Origin of the sequence: Actinacidiphila sp. bgisy160, from assembly GCF_965342435.1 — a bacterium.
GTDB lineage: Bacteria > Actinomycetota > Actinomycetes > Streptomycetales > Streptomycetaceae > Actinacidiphila.
On record NZ_CBDRCM010000004.1, the window covers coordinates 80,588 to 99,543 of the forward strand.

19 protein-coding genes and 1 pseudogene are annotated in these 18,956 nt (G+C 72.2%); 6 read left to right on the forward strand and 14 right to left on the reverse strand.

Annotated features, from left to right (window positions below; all coding sequences use genetic code 11):
- Positions 1-173: 173 nt before the first annotated feature.
- The gene (locus tag ACRWNP_RS05990) at positions 174-740 is read left to right on the forward strand and encodes a hypothetical protein (RefSeq protein WP_431959910.1); all 567 of its coding nucleotides are present in this window, start codon (positions 174-176) and stop codon (positions 738-740) included.
- Positions 737-931 carry a hypothetical protein gene (locus ACRWNP_RS05995; RefSeq protein ID WP_431959911.1) on the forward strand — a complete coding sequence of 65 codons (195 nt, stop codon included), beginning with the start codon at positions 737-739 and terminating at the stop codon, positions 929-931. The genes ACRWNP_RS05990 and ACRWNP_RS05995 overlap by 4 nt, the downstream gene beginning before the upstream one ends.
- 55 nt (positions 932-986) lie before the next feature.
- On the opposite strand, the gene hisF is transcribed toward ACRWNP_RS05995, so the two are convergent.
- From hisF to hisD, 8 genes are read right to left on the reverse strand one after another with little or no spacing between them, the layout of a single operon-like run.
- The gene (gene hisF, locus ACRWNP_RS06000) at positions 987-1,751 is read right to left on the reverse strand and encodes an imidazole glycerol phosphate synthase subunit HisF (RefSeq protein ID WP_431959912.1); all 765 of its coding nucleotides are present in this window, start codon (positions 1,749-1,751) and stop codon (positions 987-989) included.
- Positions 1,748-2,155 (reverse strand): Rid family hydrolase, encoded by a 408-nt coding sequence (locus ACRWNP_RS06005; protein ID WP_431959913.1) that lies wholly within the window; start codon positions 2,153-2,155, stop codon positions 1,748-1,750. Before ACRWNP_RS06005 ends, hisF begins: the two co-directional genes overlap by 4 nt.
- The gene (gene priA / locus ACRWNP_RS06010; RefSeq protein ID WP_431959915.1) at positions 2,152-2,886 is read right to left on the reverse strand and encodes a bifunctional 1-(5-phosphoribosyl)-5-((5-phosphoribosylamino)methylideneamino)imidazole-4-carboxamide isomerase/phosphoribosylanthranilate isomerase PriA; all 735 of its coding nucleotides are present in this window, start codon (positions 2,884-2,886) and stop codon (positions 2,152-2,154) included. The genes ACRWNP_RS06005 and priA overlap by 4 nt, the downstream gene beginning before the upstream one ends.
- A gap of 13 nt (positions 2,887-2,899) precedes the next feature.
- Positions 2,900-3,550: an imidazole glycerol phosphate synthase subunit HisH gene (gene hisH / locus ACRWNP_RS06015; RefSeq protein WP_431959916.1), complete on the reverse strand. Its 651-nt coding sequence runs from the start codon at positions 3,548-3,550 to the stop codon at positions 2,900-2,902.
- 13 nt (positions 3,551-3,563) lie between these two features.
- Positions 3,564-3,716 carry a hypothetical protein gene (locus ACRWNP_RS06020; RefSeq protein WP_361803158.1) on the reverse strand — a complete coding sequence of 51 codons (153 nt, stop codon included), beginning with the start codon at positions 3,714-3,716 and terminating at the stop codon, positions 3,564-3,566.
- Entirely contained in the window at positions 3,716-4,309 is a 594-nt protein-coding gene (gene hisB, locus ACRWNP_RS06025) for an imidazoleglycerol-phosphate dehydratase HisB (RefSeq protein ID WP_431959917.1), read from the reverse strand. The genes ACRWNP_RS06020 and hisB overlap by 1 nt, the downstream gene beginning before the upstream one ends.
- A 4-nt stretch (positions 4,310-4,313) precedes the next feature.
- Entirely contained in the window at positions 4,314-5,414 is a 1,101-nt protein-coding gene (locus tag ACRWNP_RS06030; RefSeq protein WP_431959918.1) for a histidinol-phosphate transaminase, read from the reverse strand.
- The gene (gene hisD / locus ACRWNP_RS06035) at positions 5,411-6,733 is read right to left on the reverse strand and encodes a histidinol dehydrogenase (RefSeq protein WP_431959919.1); all 1,323 of its coding nucleotides are present in this window, start codon (positions 6,731-6,733) and stop codon (positions 5,411-5,413) included. The genes ACRWNP_RS06030 and hisD overlap by 4 nt, the downstream gene beginning before the upstream one ends.
- A 130-nt stretch (positions 6,734-6,863) precedes the next feature.
- Here hisD and ACRWNP_RS06040 point away from each other — a divergent pair, with 130 nt between their 5' ends.
- The 3 genes from ACRWNP_RS06040 (at position 6,864) to ybaK (ending at position 9,976) form a co-directional block, all read left to right on the forward strand.
- Entirely contained in the window at positions 6,864-8,435 is a 1,572-nt protein-coding gene (locus ACRWNP_RS06040) for an oxidoreductase (protein WP_431959920.1), read from the forward strand.
- A 306-nt stretch (positions 8,436-8,741) separates the two neighbouring features.
- Positions 8,742-9,458 carry an LON peptidase substrate-binding domain-containing protein gene (locus ACRWNP_RS06045; RefSeq protein WP_431959921.1) on the forward strand — a complete coding sequence of 239 codons (717 nt, stop codon included), beginning with the start codon at positions 8,742-8,744 and terminating at the stop codon, positions 9,456-9,458.
- A 17-nt stretch (positions 9,459-9,475) separates the two neighbouring features.
- Positions 9,476-9,976 carry a Cys-tRNA(Pro) deacylase gene (gene ybaK, locus ACRWNP_RS06050; protein ID WP_431959922.1) on the forward strand — a complete coding sequence of 167 codons (501 nt, stop codon included), beginning with the start codon at positions 9,476-9,478 and terminating at the stop codon, positions 9,974-9,976.
- 156 nt (positions 9,977-10,132) lie between these two features.
- Here ybaK and ACRWNP_RS06055 read toward each other — a convergent pair whose 3' ends face one another.
- From ACRWNP_RS06055 to ACRWNP_RS06070, 4 genes are all read right to left on the reverse strand, one after another.
- Positions 10,133-10,738: an ABC transporter permease gene (locus ACRWNP_RS06055; protein WP_431959923.1), complete on the reverse strand. Its 606-nt coding sequence runs from the start codon at positions 10,736-10,738 to the stop codon at positions 10,133-10,135.
- A gap of 67 nt (positions 10,739-10,805) precedes the next feature.
- Positions 10,806-11,633: an ABC transporter permease gene (locus ACRWNP_RS06060; protein WP_431959924.1), complete on the reverse strand. Its 828-nt coding sequence runs from the start codon at positions 11,631-11,633 to the stop codon at positions 10,806-10,808.
- A gap of 100 nt (positions 11,634-11,733) precedes the next feature.
- A complete protein-coding gene (locus tag ACRWNP_RS06065; RefSeq protein WP_431959925.1) occupies positions 11,734-12,747 on the reverse strand; it encodes an ABC transporter ATP-binding protein in 1,014 nt (337 codons plus the stop codon).
- Between the two features lie 61 nt (positions 12,748-12,808).
- Positions 12,809-14,056 (reverse strand): NYN domain-containing protein, encoded by a 1,248-nt coding sequence (locus ACRWNP_RS06070; protein WP_431959926.1) that lies wholly within the window; start codon positions 14,054-14,056, stop codon positions 12,809-12,811.
- A gap of 204 nt (positions 14,057-14,260) precedes the next feature.
- On the opposite strand from ACRWNP_RS06070, the gene ACRWNP_RS06075 reads away from it, so the two are divergent.
- The gene (locus tag ACRWNP_RS06075) at positions 14,261-14,434 is read left to right on the forward strand and encodes a hypothetical protein (RefSeq protein WP_431959927.1); all 174 of its coding nucleotides are present in this window, start codon (positions 14,261-14,263) and stop codon (positions 14,432-14,434) included.
- 93 nt (positions 14,435-14,527) lie between these two features.
- On the opposite strand, the gene dnaE is transcribed toward ACRWNP_RS06075, so the two are convergent.
- Both dnaE and ACRWNP_RS06085 read right to left on the reverse strand, forming a co-directional pair.
- The gene (dnaE, locus tag ACRWNP_RS06080; RefSeq protein ID WP_431959929.1) at positions 14,528-18,106 is read right to left on the reverse strand and encodes a DNA polymerase III subunit alpha; all 3,579 of its coding nucleotides are present in this window, start codon (positions 18,104-18,106) and stop codon (positions 14,528-14,530) included.
- A gap of 117 nt (positions 18,107-18,223) precedes the next feature.
- Positions 18,224-18,814, reverse strand: a pseudogene (locus ACRWNP_RS06085) (zinc metalloprotease); the annotation flags it as partial.
- Between the last annotated feature and the right edge of the window lie 142 nt (positions 18,815-18,956).

Below are 18,956 nucleotides of genomic sequence, written 5' to 3' on the forward strand. Positions count from 1 at the left end.
CGGCCGGCCCTTGGTGCCGGCCGCGATACCGCGGACAGCACCGCCCACACGAGAGTGGAAGGCTCCCGGCACCGGAGGCCGTCCCCCGGTGCCCGCTTCCGGCAGGCTTCCGGGAACGAGACTGCCGTGTTCGTCGTCTGTCGCCGCGACCGCGCCGCCTCCATGCTGACGCCGTGGTCCGCATCGTCAGTCATGCCGTACACGTGGCGCGGGTACCCCGTGCCTGGTTCACGGGCATGGCCGGCATGCTCGCGGAGGTCGCGGAGCAGTCCCGGACCGACGGAGGGCGGGTGCTTCTGCCCGGGGGGCGCACCGTGCCGGACGTCTCACTGGTCACCGGGCGGCACCTGCGGCCGGGGGCGGTGTACGACGCCTCGGACGAGGAGGCGCAGGTCCGGTTCACGGTCAAGGACTGGGACCGCAGGCGCGGGGTGCGCCTGGAGCACGTGACGACCGCGCCGGACGGCACCATCCGCTTGGTGGGCCTGCTGAAGGACGCCCGGCGGCCCCGGCTGGTGGAGGTGGACGGCACGGTCCAGGGCGTGGGAGCGCTGCCGTGGTTGGGTTGTCACGGGCGGCGGGCAGCGCCCGGGTGGACTTCGACGCCTGGTGGACCGCGGCGGACGCCGGAGTGCCCGCGCGCGGCGGACCCGCGCGCGCACGTCTGGCCCATCCCCTGGCACGGGCGGAGGTCACCGTGGCTCCCCGTCCGGCAGAAGGGGGCTGGCAGGTCCGTGTGACGGTGTCCGTGCGCGGCCGGTGGCTGCTGCGCCCGGCCGCGGCCGTCGTCGCGCGGCTCGCCCGGCCGTGGATGCGCCGCGCTCTGGTGCGCTCCCTGGACGGACTGGCCGAGCGGTGGAACGAGGAGGTGCCCAAGGCGGTCGCCCGCGGCCCGCTCCAGTGGCGTGCGGAGCTGCTGCGCGAACCGTGAACCACGTCCCAGGGCGCGGGTGCCCGGGTGCCCCGGATGTGCCTGGGCGAGCGCCTCAGCGCACCGGGTGCCCGGCGTCGCGCAGCGTCCGCTTGACCTCGCCGATGCGCAGGTCGCCGAAGTGGAAGACGGAGGCCGCCAGGACGGCATCGGCGCCGGCGGCGATGGCCGGGGGGAAGTCGGTGAGGCGGCCCGCGCCTCCGGAGGCGATGACCGGGACGGTGACGTGCTTGCGGACGGCGGCGATCATCTCCGTGTCGTAGCCGTCCTTCGTGCCGTCCGCGTCCATCGAGTTGAGGAGGATCTCGCCGGCGCCGAGCTCGGCCGCGCGGTGCGCCCACTCCACGGCGTCGATGCCGGTGCCCTGGCGGCCGCCGTGCGTGGTCACCTCGAAGCCGGACGGGGTCCCGGCGTCGGTGCGCCGGGCGTCCACGGACAGCACCAGCACCTGCCGGCCGAACCGCTCGGCGATCTCGCGCAGCAGCTCGGGCCGGGCGATCGCCGCGGTGTTGACGCCGACCTTGTCGGCCCCGGCGCGCAGCAGCTTGTCGACGTCGTCGGCCGACCGCACGCCGCCGCCGACGGTGAGCGGGATGAAGACCTGTTCCGCGGTGCGCCGCACCACGTCGTAGGTCGTCTCACGGTTGCCGGACGAGGCGGTGATGTCGAGGAAGGTCAGCTCGTCGGCGCCCTCGGCGTCGTAGAGCCTGGCCATCTCGACGGGGTCGCCCGCGTCCCGCAGGTTCCGGAAGTTGACGCCCTTGACGACCCGGCCGTTGTCCACGTCCAGGCAGGGGATGACTCGGACCGCCACGGTCATTGTTCTCGGGCTCCTCGGAATGCTTCCAACTCGACTTCGACCAGGACGCGGGAGTCCACGAACCCGGAGACCACGACCACCGTGGCGACGGGGCGCACGGCGTCGAAGAACTCCTTGTGGGCCCGGCCCACCGCGTCCACGTCGCGGGTGTGGGTGAGGTACATACGGGTACGGACGACGGACTCGGCGCCCAGGCCGAACTCCTCGAGCGCGGCAAGGGCGTTGGTGAAGGCCACCTTGGCCTGTTCGTACGGGTCGCCCTCGCCGTAGAGCACGGTGCCGACGAACGGCATGGTGCCCGCGACGTGGACCCGGTCCCCCGCCGCGACACCGCGCGCGAAGCCGAACTGCTCCTCCCAGGGGCTGTCGCTCTGCACTCGCCGTACGCCGGGGGTCTCCGTCATCGGGACACTGCCTCCAGGGCCTCTTCCAAGGTGAACGCCTTGGCGTAGAGGGCCTTTCCGACGATGGCACCTTCGACCCCCTCGGGACCCAGCGTGGCGATCGCCCGCAGGTCGTCAAGGGAGGAGACGCCGCCGGAGGCGACGACCGGACGATCGGTGGCCGTGCAGACGTTCTTCAGCAGCTCCAGGTTGGGACCCTGCAGGGTACCGTCCTTGGCGATGTCGGTGACGACGTACCGGGCGCAGCCCTCGGAGTCGAGGCGGGCCAGCGTCTCGTAGAGGTCGCCGCCGTCGCGGGTCCAGCCGCGGCCGCGCAGGGTGGTGCCGCGGACGTCCAGGCCGACCGCGATCCGGTCACCGTGCTCGGCGATGACCTTGGCGACCCACTCAGGGGACTCCAACGCGGCGGTGCCGAGGTTGACCCGGGTGCAGCCGGTGGCGAGGGCCGCGGCCAGCGACTCGTCGTCGCGGATGCCGCCGGACAGCTCGACCTTGATGTCCATGGAGCGGGCGACACCGGCGATCTGCTCGCGGTTGTCCCCGGTGCCGAAGGCGGCGTCCAGGTCGACCAGGTGCAGCCACTCGGCACCCGCCTGCTGCCAGGCCAGGGCGGCGGCCATGGGGTCGCCGTAGGACGTCTCGGAGCCGGACTCGCCGTGGACGAGGCGGACGGCCTGGCCGTCGCGGACGTCGACGGCGGGAAGGAGTTCGAGGCGGTGCGTCGTGCTCATAACGGCGTACGTCCTAGTCCTTGAGGGTGTCGAGCCAGTTGGTCAGCAACTGGGCGCCGGCGTCGCCGGACTTCTCGGGGTGGAACTGGGTGGCCCACAGCGGGCCGTTCTCCACCGCGGCGACGAAGGGCTCGCCGTGCGTGGCCCAGGTGACCTTCGGGGCCCGGATGCTGGGGTTGGCGGTCTCCAGCTCCCAGGTGCGCACCGCGTACGAGTGCACGAAGTAGAAGCGGGCGTCGGCGTCCAGGCCGGCGAACAGCCGCGAGTCCCCGGGCGCCTTGACGGTGTTCCAGCCCATGTGCGGCACGACCGGCGCGCGCAGCGGCTCGACGGTGCCGGGCCACTCGTCGCAGCCCTCCGTGGTGACGCCGTGCTCGACGCCCTTCTCGAAGAGGATCTGCATGCCGACGCAGATCCCCATCACGGGCCTGCCGCCCGACAGCCGGCGGCCGATGACCCACTCACCGCGCACCGCCTTCAGCCCGGCCATGCAGGCGGCGAAGGCGCCGACGCCGGGGACGAGCAGCCCGTCGGCGTTCATCGCCTGATCGAAGTCGGAGGTGATCTCCACGTCCGCGCCGACCCGGGCGAGCGCGCGCTCCGCGGAACGGACGTTGCCGAAACCGTAGTCGAGGACCACGACCTTCTTGGCGGCCTTGCTCATCTACCGAGCCCCCCTACAGCCGCAGCAGGCCGGCCGCCAGCGACATGGCGGAGCCGATGCCGAGCAGCACGACGACGCTCTTGGGCATCTTCTGCTTCCAGAAGGAGTACACCCCTCCGGCCAGGAAGAGACCGAGCAGGATGAAGAGGACAGCGGCCTTGCTCATCAGAGGGCGCCCTTCGTCGACGGGAGGATGCCCGCGGCGCGCGGGTCGCGCTCGGAGGCGTGGCGCAGGGCCCGGGCCAGCGCCTTGAACTGGCACTCCACGATGTGGTGGGCGTTGCGCCCGTACGGGACGTGGACGTGGAGGGCGATCTGGGCCTGGGCGACGAAGGACTCCAGGATGTGCCGGGTCATCGTCGTGTCGTAGGAGCCGATCATCGGCGCCATGTTCTCGGGCTCGCTGTGCACCAGGTACGGACGGCCCGACAGGTCGACGGTGACCTGGGCCAGGGACTCGTCCAGCGGCACGGAGCAGTTGCCGAAGCGGTGGATGCCCACCTTGTCGCCGAGCGCCTGCTTGAAGGCGGCGCCGAGCGCGAGGGCGGTGTCCTCGATGGTGTGGTGGGTGTCGATGTGCAGGTCGCCCTCGGTCTTGACCGTGAGGTCGAAGAGGCCGTGGCGGCCGAGCTGGTCGAGCATGTGATCGTAGAAGCCGACTCCGGTGGAGATCTCGGTCCTGCCGGTGCCGTCGAGGTCGAGCTCGACGACGACGGACGTCTCCTTGGTCGTGCGCTCCACGCGGCCGACGCGGGTCATGTGGTTACTGCTCCTTCTTCAGCTCGCGTACCGCTTCGAGGAACGCGTCGTTCTCGGCCGGGGTGCCCGCGGTGACCCGCAGCCAGCCCGGTACGCCGTTGTCGCGGACGAGCACGCCGCGGTCGAGGATCGCCTGCCAGGCGCGGTGGCTGTCCTCGAAGCGGCCGAACTGCACGAAGTTGGCGTCGGAGTCGGTGACCTCGTAGCCGATCGCCCTCAGCTCGCCGACCAGGCGGTCCCGCTCGGTCTTCAGCTGTTCGACGTACCCGAGCAGCGTATCGGTGTGCTCCAGCGCGGCCAGCGCGGTGGCCTGGGTGACGGCGGACAGGTGGTACGGCAGGCGCACCAGCTGGACCGCGTCCACGACCGCCGGGTCGGCGGCGAGATAGCCCAGCCGCAGTCCGGCCGCGCCGAAGGCCTTGGACATGGTGCGGCTGATCACCATGTTGGGGCGGCCCTCGATCAGCGGCAGCAGGGAGGGGCTGTGGCTGAACTCGCCGTACGCCTCGTCGACCACCACCAGCGAGGGACGGGCGGCCTGGGCGGCCTCGTACAGCGCCAGGACGGTGTCGGCGGCGACGGCCGTGCCGGTCGGGTTGTTCGGCGACGTGACGAAGACCACGTTCGGCCGGTGCTCGGCGATGGCCCGCTCGGCGGCGGCCACGTCGATGGTGAAGTCCTCGCGGCGCGGGCCGGGGATCCAGCCGGTGCCGGTGCCGCGGGAGATCAGGCCGTGCATGGAGTACGAGGGCTCGAAGCCGATCGCGGTGCGGCCGGGCCCGCCGAAGGTCTGCAGCAGTTGCTGGATGACCTCGTTGGAGCCGTTGGCGGCCCACACGTTGGCGAGGCCCACCGCGTGGCCGGCGGTGCGGGTCAGGTACTTCGCCAGCTCGGTGCGCAGCTCCACCGCGTCCCGGTCGGGGTAGCGGTTGAGGTCGCGGGCGGCCTCGCGGACCCGTTCGGCGATCCGCTCGACCAGCGGCTCGGGCAGCGGGTACGGGTTCTCGTTGGTGTTCAGCCGTACGGGTACGTCGAGTTGCGGGGCGCCGTAGGGGGATTTGCCGCGCAGTTCGTCCCGGATGGGCAGGTCGTCGATGCCGGTCACGAACCCGGTACCGTCCAATCGAATCGGGCGCGGACCGCGGCGCCGTGCGCGGGCAGGTCCTCGGCGTCGGCCAGGGTCACCACGTGCGGGGCGATCTCGGCGAGCGCCTCGCGGCTGTAGTCCACGACGTGGATGCCGCGCAGGAAGGACTGCACGGACAGGCCCGAGGAGTGGCAGGCGCAGCCGCCGGTGGGCAGCACGTGGTTGGAGCCGGCCGCGTAGTCGCCGAGCGAGACGGGGGCGTAGGCGCCGACGAAGATCGCGCCGGCGTTGCGCACCCGGGCGGCGACGGCGGCGGCGTCCGCGGTCTGGATCTCCACGTGCTCGGCCGCGTAGGCGTCCACCACCTGCAGGCCCTGCTCGATCCCGTCGACAAGGACGATGCCGGACTGACGGCCGGACAGCGCGGGGGCGATCCGGTCCTCGACGTGCTTGGTGGCGACCACCTGCCGCTGCAGCTCCTTCTCCACCGCCTCGGCGAGGTCCACGGAGTCGGTGACCAGGACGGCTGCGGCCAGCGGGTCGTGCTCGGCCTGGCTGATGAGGTCGGCGGCGACGTGCACCGGGTCGGCGGTGGCGTCGGCGAGGACGGCGATCTCCGTGGGGCCGGCCTCGGCGTCGATCCCGATGCGGCCCTTGAGCAGGCGCTTGGCGGCGGCGACCCAGATGTTGCCGGGGCCGGTGACCATGTTCACCGGGCGGCACTCCTCGGTGCCGTACGCGAACATCGCCACGGCCTGGGCGCCGCCCGCGGCGTACACCTCGTCGACGCCGAGCAGGGCGCACGCGGCGAGGATCGTCGGGTGCGGGAGTCCGCCGAACTCCTTCTGCGGCGGCGACGCGACGGCCATCGAGCCGACCTCGGCCTCCTGCGCGGGCACGACGTTCATCACCACGGAGGACGGGTAGACCGAGCGGCCGCCGGGCACGTACAGGCCCACGCGCTCCACCGGCAGCCACCGCTCGGTGACCGTGCCGCCCGGGACGACCTGCGTGGTGTGGTCGGTGCGGCGCTGCTCTCCGTGGACGAGCCGGGCGCGTCGGATCGACTCCTCCAGCGCGGCCCGCACCTTGGGGTCCAGCCCCTCCAGGGCCCGGGTCAGCGCCTCGGCCGGAACACGCACCCGGTCGATGGTGACACCGTCGAACTTCTCCGCGTAGTCGATCAGTGCCGCGGTGCCACGATGCTTCACGTCCTCACAGATCGGGCGCACCTTCTCCAGTGCGGCCTCGACGTCGAGCTCGGCACGGGGCAGCAGATCGCGGTCGATGCCGTCCGCCGGGAAGGCGTCGCCGCGCAGATCGATTCGGGAGATCACCCTCCCAAGTGTAGAGAACCGCCCTCAGGGACTTCGTCGAGTATCAGTCCGTGATACGCGTACCGGCCCCGGCCCGTGATCGCCCCGGCTAGCGTTTCCGTCGTCGTCGCCAGCCACGGGAGGGAAACCGGTGACCGAGCCGTCGGACGTCGCGCCGCCGCACGACTGGACCGCTGTGGAGCAGGGCCTGTGGGAGGCCTTCCGCCGGGGTGAGCTGTACGACCTGCGCACCGGCATCCCCGAGCGGGACGACCCGGCCGCGGACCGCTTCTGGGGCCCGGACCGGACGGTACGGGCCGAGGTGATCGCCAAGCTGCTGCTCGACGGGCCGCAGGCCGCGTCGGGGCGCGTGTCGTGCGTGAAGCTGTCCGGGGCCCAGATCAGCGGGCAGCTCAACCTCTCGGGCGGCACGGTGGTGCCGTATGTGGAGCTGCACGACTGCCGCTTCGAGCAGCAGGTGCTGCTGGCGGAGTGCAACTTCACGACCCTGCGCATGGTGCGCTGCGCGATACCGCGGCTGGAGGCGGCCCGCCTGCACACCTCGGGCGACCTGCACCTGCCGCAGTGCACGATCGAGGGCGGGATCCGGCTCACCGACGCCCACATCGGCACGGACCTGCTGCTCAACCAGATCACCCTGCGCAAGGACCGGCACGGCCGGGCCCTGGCGGCCGACGGGCTCAGCGTCGCCCAGGACGTCGAGGCCGAGCTGATCGAGGCGACCGGCGAGATCAGCCTGCGCAGCGCCCGGATCGGCGGCCGCCTCAGCCTGCGCGGCAGCCGGCTGCACAACCCGTACGGGCGCTACGCACTCAACGCGGCCCGGGTCACCGTGGAGCACACCCTCTACCTCAGCGCGGGATACGTCGGCACCGGCGGCTCCGGCGGCGGCACCCCGCCGCTGGGCGTGCGCACCCGGCGCTTCAGTTCGGACGGCGGGGTGCGGCTGGACGACGGCCGGTTCGGCAACGCGGTGATCATCCACCAGGCGCGGTTCCGGCTCACCGGCGGCCAGCAACTGTCGCTGCGCCGGATCCAGACGCCCGAACTGCGGCTCACCCTGGACCAGCCGCCGTCCGGGACGATCTCGCTGGCCGGCGCGCGCGTGGGCAACCTCACCGACAGCCGCACCTGCTGGCCCGAGGCCGGCGGCCTCGACCTGACCGGCTTCGCCTACGGTTCCCTCAGCCCCGAGGGCGCCTTCCCGCTGCGCGCCCGGATCGACTGGCTGGCCGCGGCCACCCCGGAGTACAGCCCCGAGCCGTACGAGCACCTGTCGGCCGCGCTGCGTGCGAGCGGCGAGGACGCCGACGCCCGCGAGGTGCTGCTGGCCAAGCACCGCCGCCGCCGCGAAACCCTCCCGCTCGCGGGCAAGCTGTGGGGCTATCTGCAGGACGTGACCGTCGGCTACGGCTACCGCCCGGGCCGCGCCGCCATATGGATGGCACTGCTCTGGGCGATCGGCGCGGTCTTCTTCACCGTCCAGGGCGAGCCCAAGCCCGTCGACGACGGCGCCTTCCCCCACTGGAACGCCCCCCTGTTCGCCCTCGACCTGCTCCTCCCGGTGATCAACCTCGGCCAGGACAACGCGTGGCGCCTGGGCGGCAGCACCCAATGGGCCGCCGCGGCCCTCACCATGCTCGGCTGGATCCTCGCCACCACCGTCGCCGCCGGCGCCTCCCGCCTCCTCCGCCGCGGCTGACGCCGCGGCGTGCGGCGCAGCCCCGGACGCGCCGTCCGGCGGCAACCGGGACCCCGTGGCGAGGCCGCCGGGCGAACGCCGCCACCAGCGCGAACCGCAGGGCGCACGCGCACGCGCCGCCCCGGCCGGCGGCGAGGCCGAAGGCGCCGAGGGCACAGCCCTGCCGGGCGAGGCGCGCGGTCGCCGCCATGACCGCGGGTGCGCCGTCCTCCACGAAGTGGGCGCCGCAGGCGCGACCGCCGCCCGGCCAGGACGGGCGGCGGGGGACGAGGGCGACGATGGGGGTGGGCGCCGCAGGCCCTAGGCTTGCTGACCGTGACCGCTCGTCTTCCGCTCTTCCCGCTCGGCTCCGTCCTCTTCCCGGGGCTCGTGCTGCCGCTGAACGTCTTCGAGGAGCGCTACCGCGCGCTCTTCCGCGACCTGCTGGCCCTGCCGGAGGACACGCCGCGCCGGTTCGGCGTCGTGGCGATCCGGGACGGCCACGAAGTGGCCCCCGCGGGGGCGGTGGAGGCCGCGGCCGGGTACGCGGCGGACCTGTCCGGAGCGCTGTACGCGCTGGGCTGCACCGCGGACGCGGCGACGATCGGGGAGCGCGAGGACGGCGGCTTCGACGTCGTGGCGACCGGCACGACGCGCTTCCGGCTGCTGTCGGTGGACTCCACGGGGCCGTACCTGATCGGTGAGGTCGAGGAGGTCGCGGAGGAGCCCGGCACCGGGTCGGGGGCGCTGGCGGCCGACGTCGCGCGGGCGTTCCGCACCTACCAGAAGCGGCTGGCCGGAGCGCGGGAGCGGAGCATGGCGGGGAGTCAGGAGCTGCCGGACGACCCGACCGTGCTGTCGTACCTGGTGGCCGCCGCCACCGTCGCCGAGACCCCGGCGAAGCAGACCCTGCTGGAGGCCCCGGACACCGCGGCCCGGCTGGAGCGGGAGCTGGGGCTGCTGCGCCGCGAGGCGGCCGTCATCGACAAGCTCCGCACCCTGCCCGCCGTGGACCTGACCCGGCAGGTCCCGAGCCCGAACTGACGTATTCTCACAGCGACATGGCCAAGAAGAAGCAGTCACCATCCGGCGGCACGCCCGCCACCGTCGCCCTGGAGAAGGCGGGCGCCGCCTTCACCGTGCACGCCTACGCCCACGACCCCGCCTCGGAGCTCGGCTACGGGGAGGAGGCGGCGCAGGCGCTGGGCACCTCCCCCGACCGGGTGTTCAAGACCCTCGTCGCCGAGGTGGACGGGGCGCTGACCGTCGCCGTCGTCCCCGTGGCGGGCTCGCTGGACCTCAAAGCGCTGGCCTCCGCGGCCGGAGGGAAGCGCGCCGGCATGGCGGACCCGGCCGCCGCCGAGCGGACCACCGGCTACGTCAGGGGCGGCATCTCCCCGCTGGGGCAGCGCAAGCGGCTGCGCACCGTCGTGGACGCCTCCGTGCTGGAACACCCCACGGTCTTCGTCTCCGCGGGCAAGCGCGGCCTGGAGGTCGAGCTGGCGCCGCAGGACCTGGTGCGGCTCACGGACGCGGTGGTCGCTCCGATCGGACGCGCCTGACCCCTGGACGGCGGGGCCGTACGGGCGCACTCTGCCCGCAGACCCAGCCGGTTCAGGGGAGGTCCGATGTCCAAGCGCACCCGCAAGCGCAAGTGGCGGATCAAGAAGCGCAACGCCAACCACGGCAGGCGCCCGGCGTGACTCCCGGGCCCCGGGTCAGACGCCCGGGGGCGGCGGGTTCCAGTGCACCGCGGGGGGCTGCTCGTCGCGCGGGCCGAAGCCCGTGGTGAGCAGCAGATGGGTGAGGACGGCCCCTACGGGCCAGGCCAGGAGCGCGCCCTTGGCCTGCAGTTCCAAGGGGCCGTCGAACACCTTCTTCGCGCCGACCGCCCTGGCGTGCGCGATCAGGTCGCTGGTGGGGCCGAGCCAGGTGCCCAGCCGCCAGGCCAGCACGGAGCCCAGTACGGCGCCCACGGCCATGCCGAGAACGACACCGACTCCCCCGCGCCGGTTCCGCCAGAAGACGACGGCCCCGGTCAGCACCCCGACGGCGAGCGCGAGCAGCACGAAGGTGCCGTCGGCGCCGATCGCCTGCTCCCCCTCGGTGTCCTTGAGGTAGACCGCCTTGCCGTCCGACACCAGCGGGATCCGCGGCGCGAGCCACAGCCACAGCAGACCGAGGACCACTCCCGCCACGGCCACGAGAACCGCGGTCAGCACACCGTTCTTGAGCTCCCGGACGGGGTCCATGCGGTCCCGCTCCGGGAACGGCGGCAGCGGCGCGGGCGGCCATTGATCATGGGGCGTCAGGGGTGCGGTCACCCTGCCATCGTGCCAGGTCCGTCCGTGGCTCGCGTCACCGGCACCTCACCGGCACCACACCCGCGGGTCAGCGGCAGGCCGCGCGACGGTAGGCCCAGGTGGCCACCGCCAGCGACACCAGCCCCACGGCCGCGCACACCGACAGGTCGGCGGTGATCGCCAGCCAGTCGGGGCGGGCGTCGAAGCTGCGGATGAAGGCCTCCACGCCGTAGGTGGAGGGCAGCAGGTCCCGTACGTAGCCGATGGGCTCCGGGAGGTTGCCGGCCGGCAGCACGCCCAGCAGCAGCGCCGCGGACATGCCGAGCTGACCTGCGAGGGTGGCCAGCTCCTGCCGCGGCGCGAGCAGCCCGAGCGCCGCGCCGAGCCCGGACAGGGCGGCCCCCGCCAAAGGGATGACCGCGGCAAGGATCCACAGGTGGGCGAACGGCAGCTGGAAGAGCGCACAGCCGATGCCCGCCGTCACGAGCGTCCCCGGCACGGTGAAGGAGGCGTACGCGCCGGCCGCGCCGAGCACCACGGCGGCCGGGGGGACCGGCAGGGTGGCGTAGTGGTCGAGCCCGCCGGAAGCGCGCAGCTGCCCGAAGTACTGGGCCAGCAGGTTGAGCGCCACGAAGGCGACGACCAGCACGCTCGACCCGGCGACCACCGCGCGCGCGGCCGGGCCGCCGTCGACGACACCACGCATCATGATCATGATGCCGAACGACTGGAAGGTCGCCACGAACAGCAGCGGGATCCGGGCGACCTTCGCCCGGGACAGCTGCGCCCGGTACACCGCGGCCATCGCCGGCAGCAGCCGGGCGCGCGGGGCGAGCGCCGCCGCCGCGTCCAAGGGGGCGGCGGGCGCCGCCGGTGCCGCCGTCCGGGTGTCCGCTCCCGCGGAGAGGATCGTCACTGCGCGCCGCCCCACCGCGCGGTGCCGCGCACGTACAGGTCCACGTTCCGGTTCACGTACCGGTACCCGTCCAGGGTCACGTTCTCGCCCTTGCCGCCGTTCACGCCTTGACCAGTCCCTTCCGGCGGCCGCCGAGCGCCAGGTAGACATCCTCCAGGCTCGGCGCCGTCAGGGTGAAATCGTCGAGCGCGGTGAAGGCCGGCCCGCCGGTCAGCTCGGCGACCACCGCACGGGCCCGCTGCTGCGGCAGCCGCAGCGTCCAGCGCCGCCCGGTGACACGGGCGCCATCGCGCAGGGCGGCCACGGCGGGCACGGCCAGCGGCGGCTCGTCCCGCCACACCAGGTCCAGCCGCACCTCGTCGGCGACCAGCGCCTTGAGCCCGGCCGGGGTGTCGCAGGCGATGACCCGGCCGTCGTCGATGACCGCGACCCGGTCGAGCACGGTCTCCGCCTCGATCACGTTGTGGGTGACCAGCAGGACCGTCGTGCCGTGTTCGGCGCGCCGCCGGTCGACCGCGGACCACACCGCGCGCCGGGCCACCGGGTCCATGCCGGTGGTCGGCTCGTCCAGCACGAGCACCGGCCGCTCACCCACCAGGGCGGCGGCGAAGCAGGCGAGCCGCCGCTCCCCGCCCGACAGCTTCTTCAGGGGCCGCGAGGCGAGGGCTGTCAGGTCCAGTTCCTCCAGGACGGCGTCCCGCTCGGCGCGCGCGGCCCTCGCGTCCAGGCCCCGCAACCGTCCGGTGGTCTCGGCGGCGAGGGCGACGGTCAGCTCGTCCAGCGCGCTCGACTCCTGCCCGAGGTAGCCGACCAGCCGCGCCGCGCGCTCCGGGTGCCGGACGAGGTCGTGCCCGAGCAGGTGGACGGTGCCCGCGTCGGGGCGCAGCAGCCCCGTCAACTGGCGTACGAGGGTGGTCTTCCCGGCGCCGTTGGGGCCGAGCAGCCCGAAGATCTCACCGCCGCGGATGTCCAGGTCGATGCCGTCGTTGGCGCGCACCGGGGAACTCGCGGCGCCACGCCGACCCCGCCCGGCCGGATAGCTCTTCACCAGCCCGCGCACGGTCACCACCACCGCCGTCCGCGCGGTGGCGCCCTGTTCCGTGCCCGTACTCACGAGGATCGAGCCTACGCTGCATCCCGGCCGGGACATGCCGCAGGGTCGGGTCCGGGCGCGCTCACTCCCCCGGAGAGGCTCGGGCGACGACCGCGCGGGCGTCGATCTCGCGCCAGAACCCCGCCCGGATGGCGTAACGGTCGTGCTCGTCGATCTGGTCGTCCTTGTGGGCCAGCAGCCCGAACCGGGCGGCGTAGCGCAGCAGCTCGCCGTCGATGCGGTGCGGGACGCGCGGGTACTCGGCGGAGAGCACCTGGAGGTGGGACGTGTCGGTGAGCCGGCCGATCCAGCGGCGGGCGAAGACCTGGCCGACCTCGTACGGGTCGCCGCTGATGGCGGTGATGTCCTCCTCGCGGTCCGCCCAGCGCTGTTCGGGGCTGGTGAGCTGGGCCAGCGTGGGCAGGGCGGCGTCGGCGCCCTCGGCGCCGCCGACCAGCCCCCGGTCGGAGGACCAGCGCAGGGTGGCCCCGGTGCCGGCCGGGGAGGCCGGGTGCGGGGAGGAGTGCCCGCGGTGGACGATGCCGGCGACGTCCTTGGGGGTGGGCACCATGCCCTTGCCGGTCGTCACGGCGGGTACCCCGGGGCTTGGGCGGGTGCCGTTGCGGTCCGCGGTGACGACCTGGGGCGCGGCGGCGGCCGGCTCCACGGGCTGCTCGGCGGCGGGCTGCGGCTCGGCCCCCTGGGCTGACTCGGGCAGCGGCGCGGAGAGGATGGCGGCGATCTCGGGCCGTGGGGTGAGGGGCGCGCAGACCCCTGCGGGCTCGCGCACCTGGATGGCCCGGGTGATCCACTCCCGGTCCAGGACGCGCCGTTCGTCGGCCTCGGCGACCAGATCCTCGGACTGGTTGAAGTCGCCGTCCGCGGCCTGCACGGCCCACAGGTGGACGGCGACCCCGTGCTCCTTCGCCGACATCATGCCCGGCAGCAGGTCGCCGTCGCCGGTGACCAGGACCACGTCGGAGCAGGCGCGGTTGCGCGCCAGCTCGGACAGCTCGGCGTGCATGGCCGCGTCGACGCCCTTCTGCGCCCAGCGTCCGTCGGTCCGGGTCAGCGCGCCGAGGCGGACCGTCACCCGGGGCATCACGCGCAGCCTCCGGTGCTCCGGTTGGGGGACACGGTCGGGGGCGCCGTCGAACCAGTAGATCCGCAGCAGCGGCTGGCCCGTCTCCTGCTCGGCACGCTCCCGCAGACCCGCGACGATCGCGGCGTGGTCGACGGTGATCCGGGACCGGGAGGGCTCTCCGGCGAGGAGGCTCGCGGCCGCTCCGAGCAGGTAGCCGGCGTCCACGAGGACGACGCAGCGGTCCATCGGTCTCACCCTCTTTTCCGAAAGTCCTGCCGTCCGACCCCCCGGTAACACTGTTGCCCCGAGTCTGCCCGAACACCGGGGCGTTGTGACCGGTTACGCGATCATCGGCGCGCCCCACCCTGCAACTGCCCGAAATGCGACCTTCGTACTCCCGTGCAAGCCTGAGTGCGGCCCATCATCCGAGATTTCCCCCAAGGAGGAATCGTGGGCAAGAACAAGAACCGGGGCGAACGTACCGGCCAGCACCACGACCGCAGCGCCGCGACCACCGAAGAGCACGCGAGGAGCGCAGGCGGACGCGAGCAGATGGCGATGACGGCCCCGGGCGCCGAACCGCACGTGTCGCAGAAGCGGCAGAAGAAGTTCGGCCACAACTAGCGCGCGAGCGCCGGTCGCTCATGATCGAGGGTGGCACCCCGTCCGGAAGGGGTGCCACCCTCGGCACGTTGTCCCCGCTCGCGCGAGGGGTGATCAGCCCGCCTGTTGCTGGGCGGTGGCGAGGCAGGAGGGGCCCAGGAGGGCCTTGAGGTCACCGAAGAGCGCCGGGTCGGGAGTGACGCGATGGCGGTCGAGCCTCAGCACCGTCGTCTTGCGGGCGCCCTGCAGCCGCACCCGGACCTCGGTGCTCCCCTTGTGGCTGGCGAGTACTTCGCCGAGGCGGGCGACCAGCGGCGGGGTCACCTTCACCGTCGGAATGGAGATCGTCACCGGGGCGTTGGTCCCGGCGTCCGTGAGGTCGGGGACCATCAGCTCCATCGCCACCAGGCGCGGGACGTCCTCGCGCTTGTCGAGCCGCCCCTTGACGAAGACGACGGCGTCCTCGACGAGCTGGGTCGAGACCAACTGGTAGGTGGCCGGGAAGAACATGCAGTCGATGGAGCCGCCGAGATCCTCGACGGTGGCGATGGCCCAGGCGTTGCCCTGCTTGGTCATCTTGCGCTGCAGGCCGGAGATGATGCCGCCGATGGTGACGATCGAGCCGTCGGCGTAGTCGCCGGCCAGCGCCGAGACGGAGGCGTCCGCCTTGTCGTTGAGGACGTGCTCGATGCCGAAGAGCGGGTGGTCGGAGACGTACAGGCCGAGCATCTCGCGCTCCTGCGCGAGCAGGTAGGTCTTGTCCCACTCGACGTCGGAGAAGGTGACGTCGAGGCCGAAGCCCGGCTCGTCGCCCCCGGTGTCGTCGCCCATCCCGCCGAAGAGGTCGAACTGCCCCTCGGCCTCCTTGCGCTTGACCGCGACCACGTTGTCGATCATCGATTCGTAGTGCTCGGTGAGGCCCTTGCGGGTGTGGCCCATCTCGTCGTACGCGCCGGCCTTGATGAGCGACTCGACGGTGCGCTTGTTGCAGACCACGGCCTCGACCTTGTCGAGGAAGTCGGGGAAGGAGGTGTACTTCCCCTTGGCCTTGCGGCAGCGGATGATCGAGTCCACCACGTTCTGGCCGACGTTGCGGACGGCGGTGAGGCCGAACAGGATGACGTCGTCGCCCTGCGCGGTGAAGTTCGCGTCCGACTCGTTCACGTTCGGCGGGAGCACCTTGATGCCCATGCGGCGGCACTCGTTGAGGTAGATCGCCGACTTGTCCTTGTCGTCGCGCACGGAGGTGAGCAGCGCCGCCATGTACTCGGCCGGGTAGTTGGCCTTGAGATAAGCCGTCCAGTAGGAGACCAGGCCGTACGCGGCGGAGTGTGCCTTGTTGAAGGCATAGCCGGCGAACGGCACCAGGACGTCCCACAGCGCCTGGATCGATTCGTCGCTGTAGCCGTTCTTCCGGGCGCCCTCCTGGAAGATGGTGAAGTTCTTCGCCAGCTCCTCGGGCTTCTTCTTGCCCATGACGCGGCGGAGGATGTCGGCCTCGCCGAGCGAGTAACCGGCGATGATCTGCGCGGCCTTCTGCACCTGCTCCTGGTACACGATCAGGCCGTAGGTGACGTCGAGGACCTCCTTGAGGGGGGCCTCGAGCTCCGGGTGGATCGGGGTGATCTCCTGCTGCTTGTTCTTGCGCAGGGCGTAGTTGATGTGCGAGTTCATGCCCATCGGGCCCGGCCGGTAGAGGGCCGAGACGGCGGAGATGTCCTCGAAGTTGTCGGGCTTCATCATGCGCAGCAGGGACCGCATGGGACCGCCGTCGAACTGGAAGACGCCGAGGGTGTCGCCGCGGGCGAGCAGGTCGAAGGTCTTGGGGTCGTCGAAGGGCAGGGCCAGCAGCTCGATGTCGACGCCCTTGTTGGCCTTCACGAGCTTGACGGCGTCGTCCATGATCGTGAGGTTGCGCAGGCCCAGGAAGTCCATCTTCAGCAGGCCGAGCGACTCGCAGCTCGGGTAGTCCCACTGCGTGATGGTGACGCCGTCGGAGTGCCGCACCCAGACCGGGGCGTGGTCGACGATCGGCTCGCTGGACATGATCACGCCGGCGGCGTGCACGCCCATCTGCCGGACCAGGCCCTCCACGCCGCGAGCGAGGTCGATGACCTTCTTCGCGTCGGGCTCGTTCTCGTACATCGAGCGGATCTCGCCGGCCTCGCTGTAGCGCGGGTGCGCGGGGTCGGTGATGCCGGAGAGCGGGATGCCCTTGCCGAGGACGTCGGCGGGCATCGCCTTGGTGAGGCGGTCGCCGACCGCGTACGGGTAGCCCAGGACGCGGGCCGAGTCCTTGATCGCGTTCTTGGCCTTGATGGTGCCGTAGGTGCCGATCATGGCGACCTTGTCGGCGCCGTACTTCTCGGTGACGTACCGGATCACCTCGGCGCGCCGGCGCTCGTCGAAGTCGATGTCGACATCGGGCATGGAGATGCGCTCGGGGTTGAGGAAGCGCTCGAAGATCAGGCCGTGGTCGATCGGGTCGAGGTCGGTGATGCCCATGGCGTACGCGACGATCGAGCCGGCCGCGGAGCCTCGGCCGGGGCCGACGGCGATGCCGTTGTTCTTGGCCCACATGATGAAGTCGGCGACGACGAGGAAGTAGCCCGGGAACCCCATCTGGATGATGGTGTCCATCTCGTACTCGACCTGCTTCATGCGGTCGTCCGGAATGCCCCCCGGGTAGCGGCGCTGCATGCCGCGCATGGTCTCCTCGCGGAACCAGGTGACCTCGGTGTAGCCCTCGGGGACCTCGAAGCGGGGCATCAGGTTCCGCGCCTGGAACATGCCGTCGGTGTCCACCTGCTGCGCGACGAGCAGCGTGGTGTTGCGGCAGCCCTCCTGCCAGGCGTCGGAGGAGTCGACGGCGAACATCTCGTCCGTCGTCTTCAGGTAGTAGCCGGTGCCGTCGAAGCGGAAGCGGTCCGGGTCGGAGACGTTCTTACCGGTCTGGATGCACAGCAGGGCGTCGTGGGCCTCGGCCTCGTGCGCGTAGGTGTAGTGCGAGTCGTTGGTGACGACCGGGGGGATGCCGAGCTTCTTGCCGATCTCCAGCAGCCCGTCGCGGACCCGGCGCTCGATCTCGATGCCGTGGTCCATCAGCTCCAGGAAGTACCGCTCCTTGCCGAAGATCTCCTGGTACTCGGCGGCGGCCTTCAGCGCCTCGTCGAACTGGCCGAGGCGGAGCCGGGTCTGCACCTCGCCCGAGGGGCAGCCGGTGGAGGCCATCAGGCCCTCCGACCACTGCGCGATGGTCTCCTTGTCCATGCGCGGGTACTTGGTCAGCCAGCCCTCGGCGTAGGCGTCGGAGGAGAGCCGGAAGAGGTTGTGCAGTCCCGTCGCGTTCGCCGCCCAGATGGTCTTGTGCAGGTAGGAACCGGAGGCGGAGACGTCGTCGCGCTTCTGGTGCGGCTGGCCCCAGAGGATCTTCCGCTTGTTGCGCCGGGACTCCGGCGCCACATACGCCTCGATGCCGATGATCGGCGTGATCCCGGCACCCCTGGCCTGGTGGAAGAAGTCGTACGCCCCGTGCAGGTTGCCGTGGTCGGTCATGGCGATGTGCGTCATGCCCATCTCACCGCAGGCCTTGAACATGTCCTTGAGCCGTGCCGCCCCGTCGAGCAGGGAGTACTGGGTGTGGACATGCAGGTGGGTGAACGGCGTGGTCACGGGAAGCGACACCTCCGGCATCGGTCGTCATCTGGCGGCGTTGGGAATCCTACGCCGGGGGTCCGACAGCCGAAGCCATTCCCGCACGTCCCGCCGCGGCCGGCCGGCCCCGTGACCGGCCGGCCGCGGACGGTGGCGTCAGCCGGCCCGGTAGGCGGTCCACGAGCTCTTCATGCGGCTCACCTGGCCGGCGGTGAACTGGTACATGCAAGAGTCGTAGGTGTAGTCCATGAAGTTGTGGATCGGGTCCACCCCACTGGCCGTGCAGGTGTCGCGGCCGGTCGGGCAGGCGCCGGCGGCGGTCTTCTCGGCGGGCGTGTCGGAGACGTAGTCGCCGTTGGCGCTGCAGCCGCCCTGGAAGGTGTGGTACAGGCCCATCCAGTGCCCGACCTCGTGGGTGGCGGTGTCGCCCTGGTTGTAGTTGGTGGCGGAACCGCCGGGCACGGACGCGTCGAGGATGACGACGCCGTCGTCCTCGGGGTTGCCCGCGTACCAGCTCGGGAAGGTGGCCCAGCCGAGCAGGTCCTCCTGGAGGTTGGCCGAGTAGATGTTGAGCGCGCTCGCGCCGCCCTTGCGGAGAGCGGTCTCCATCGCGGTCTCGGCCGACGAGCCCTCGGTCAGGTCGTACCAGGCCGCCTTGTCGGTGTAGTCCGTCGCCGCCAGCGAGAACCGGAAGCCGGAGTCGACGTTGCCGGTGCACTGTCCGGCGTAGGCGGCGTTGAGCACCGCCCGGAGGCTATGTGTCCATGCCAGAACCGGTGCAGCCTCCTTCCGGCTCATTGGCGGACCCTGGACAACGAAGGGCCCTTGAGGGTCCGCGGCGGCCGGCGCGACGGCGCCGGAACGCGGGGCGGGCGGTGTGTCCGGATTC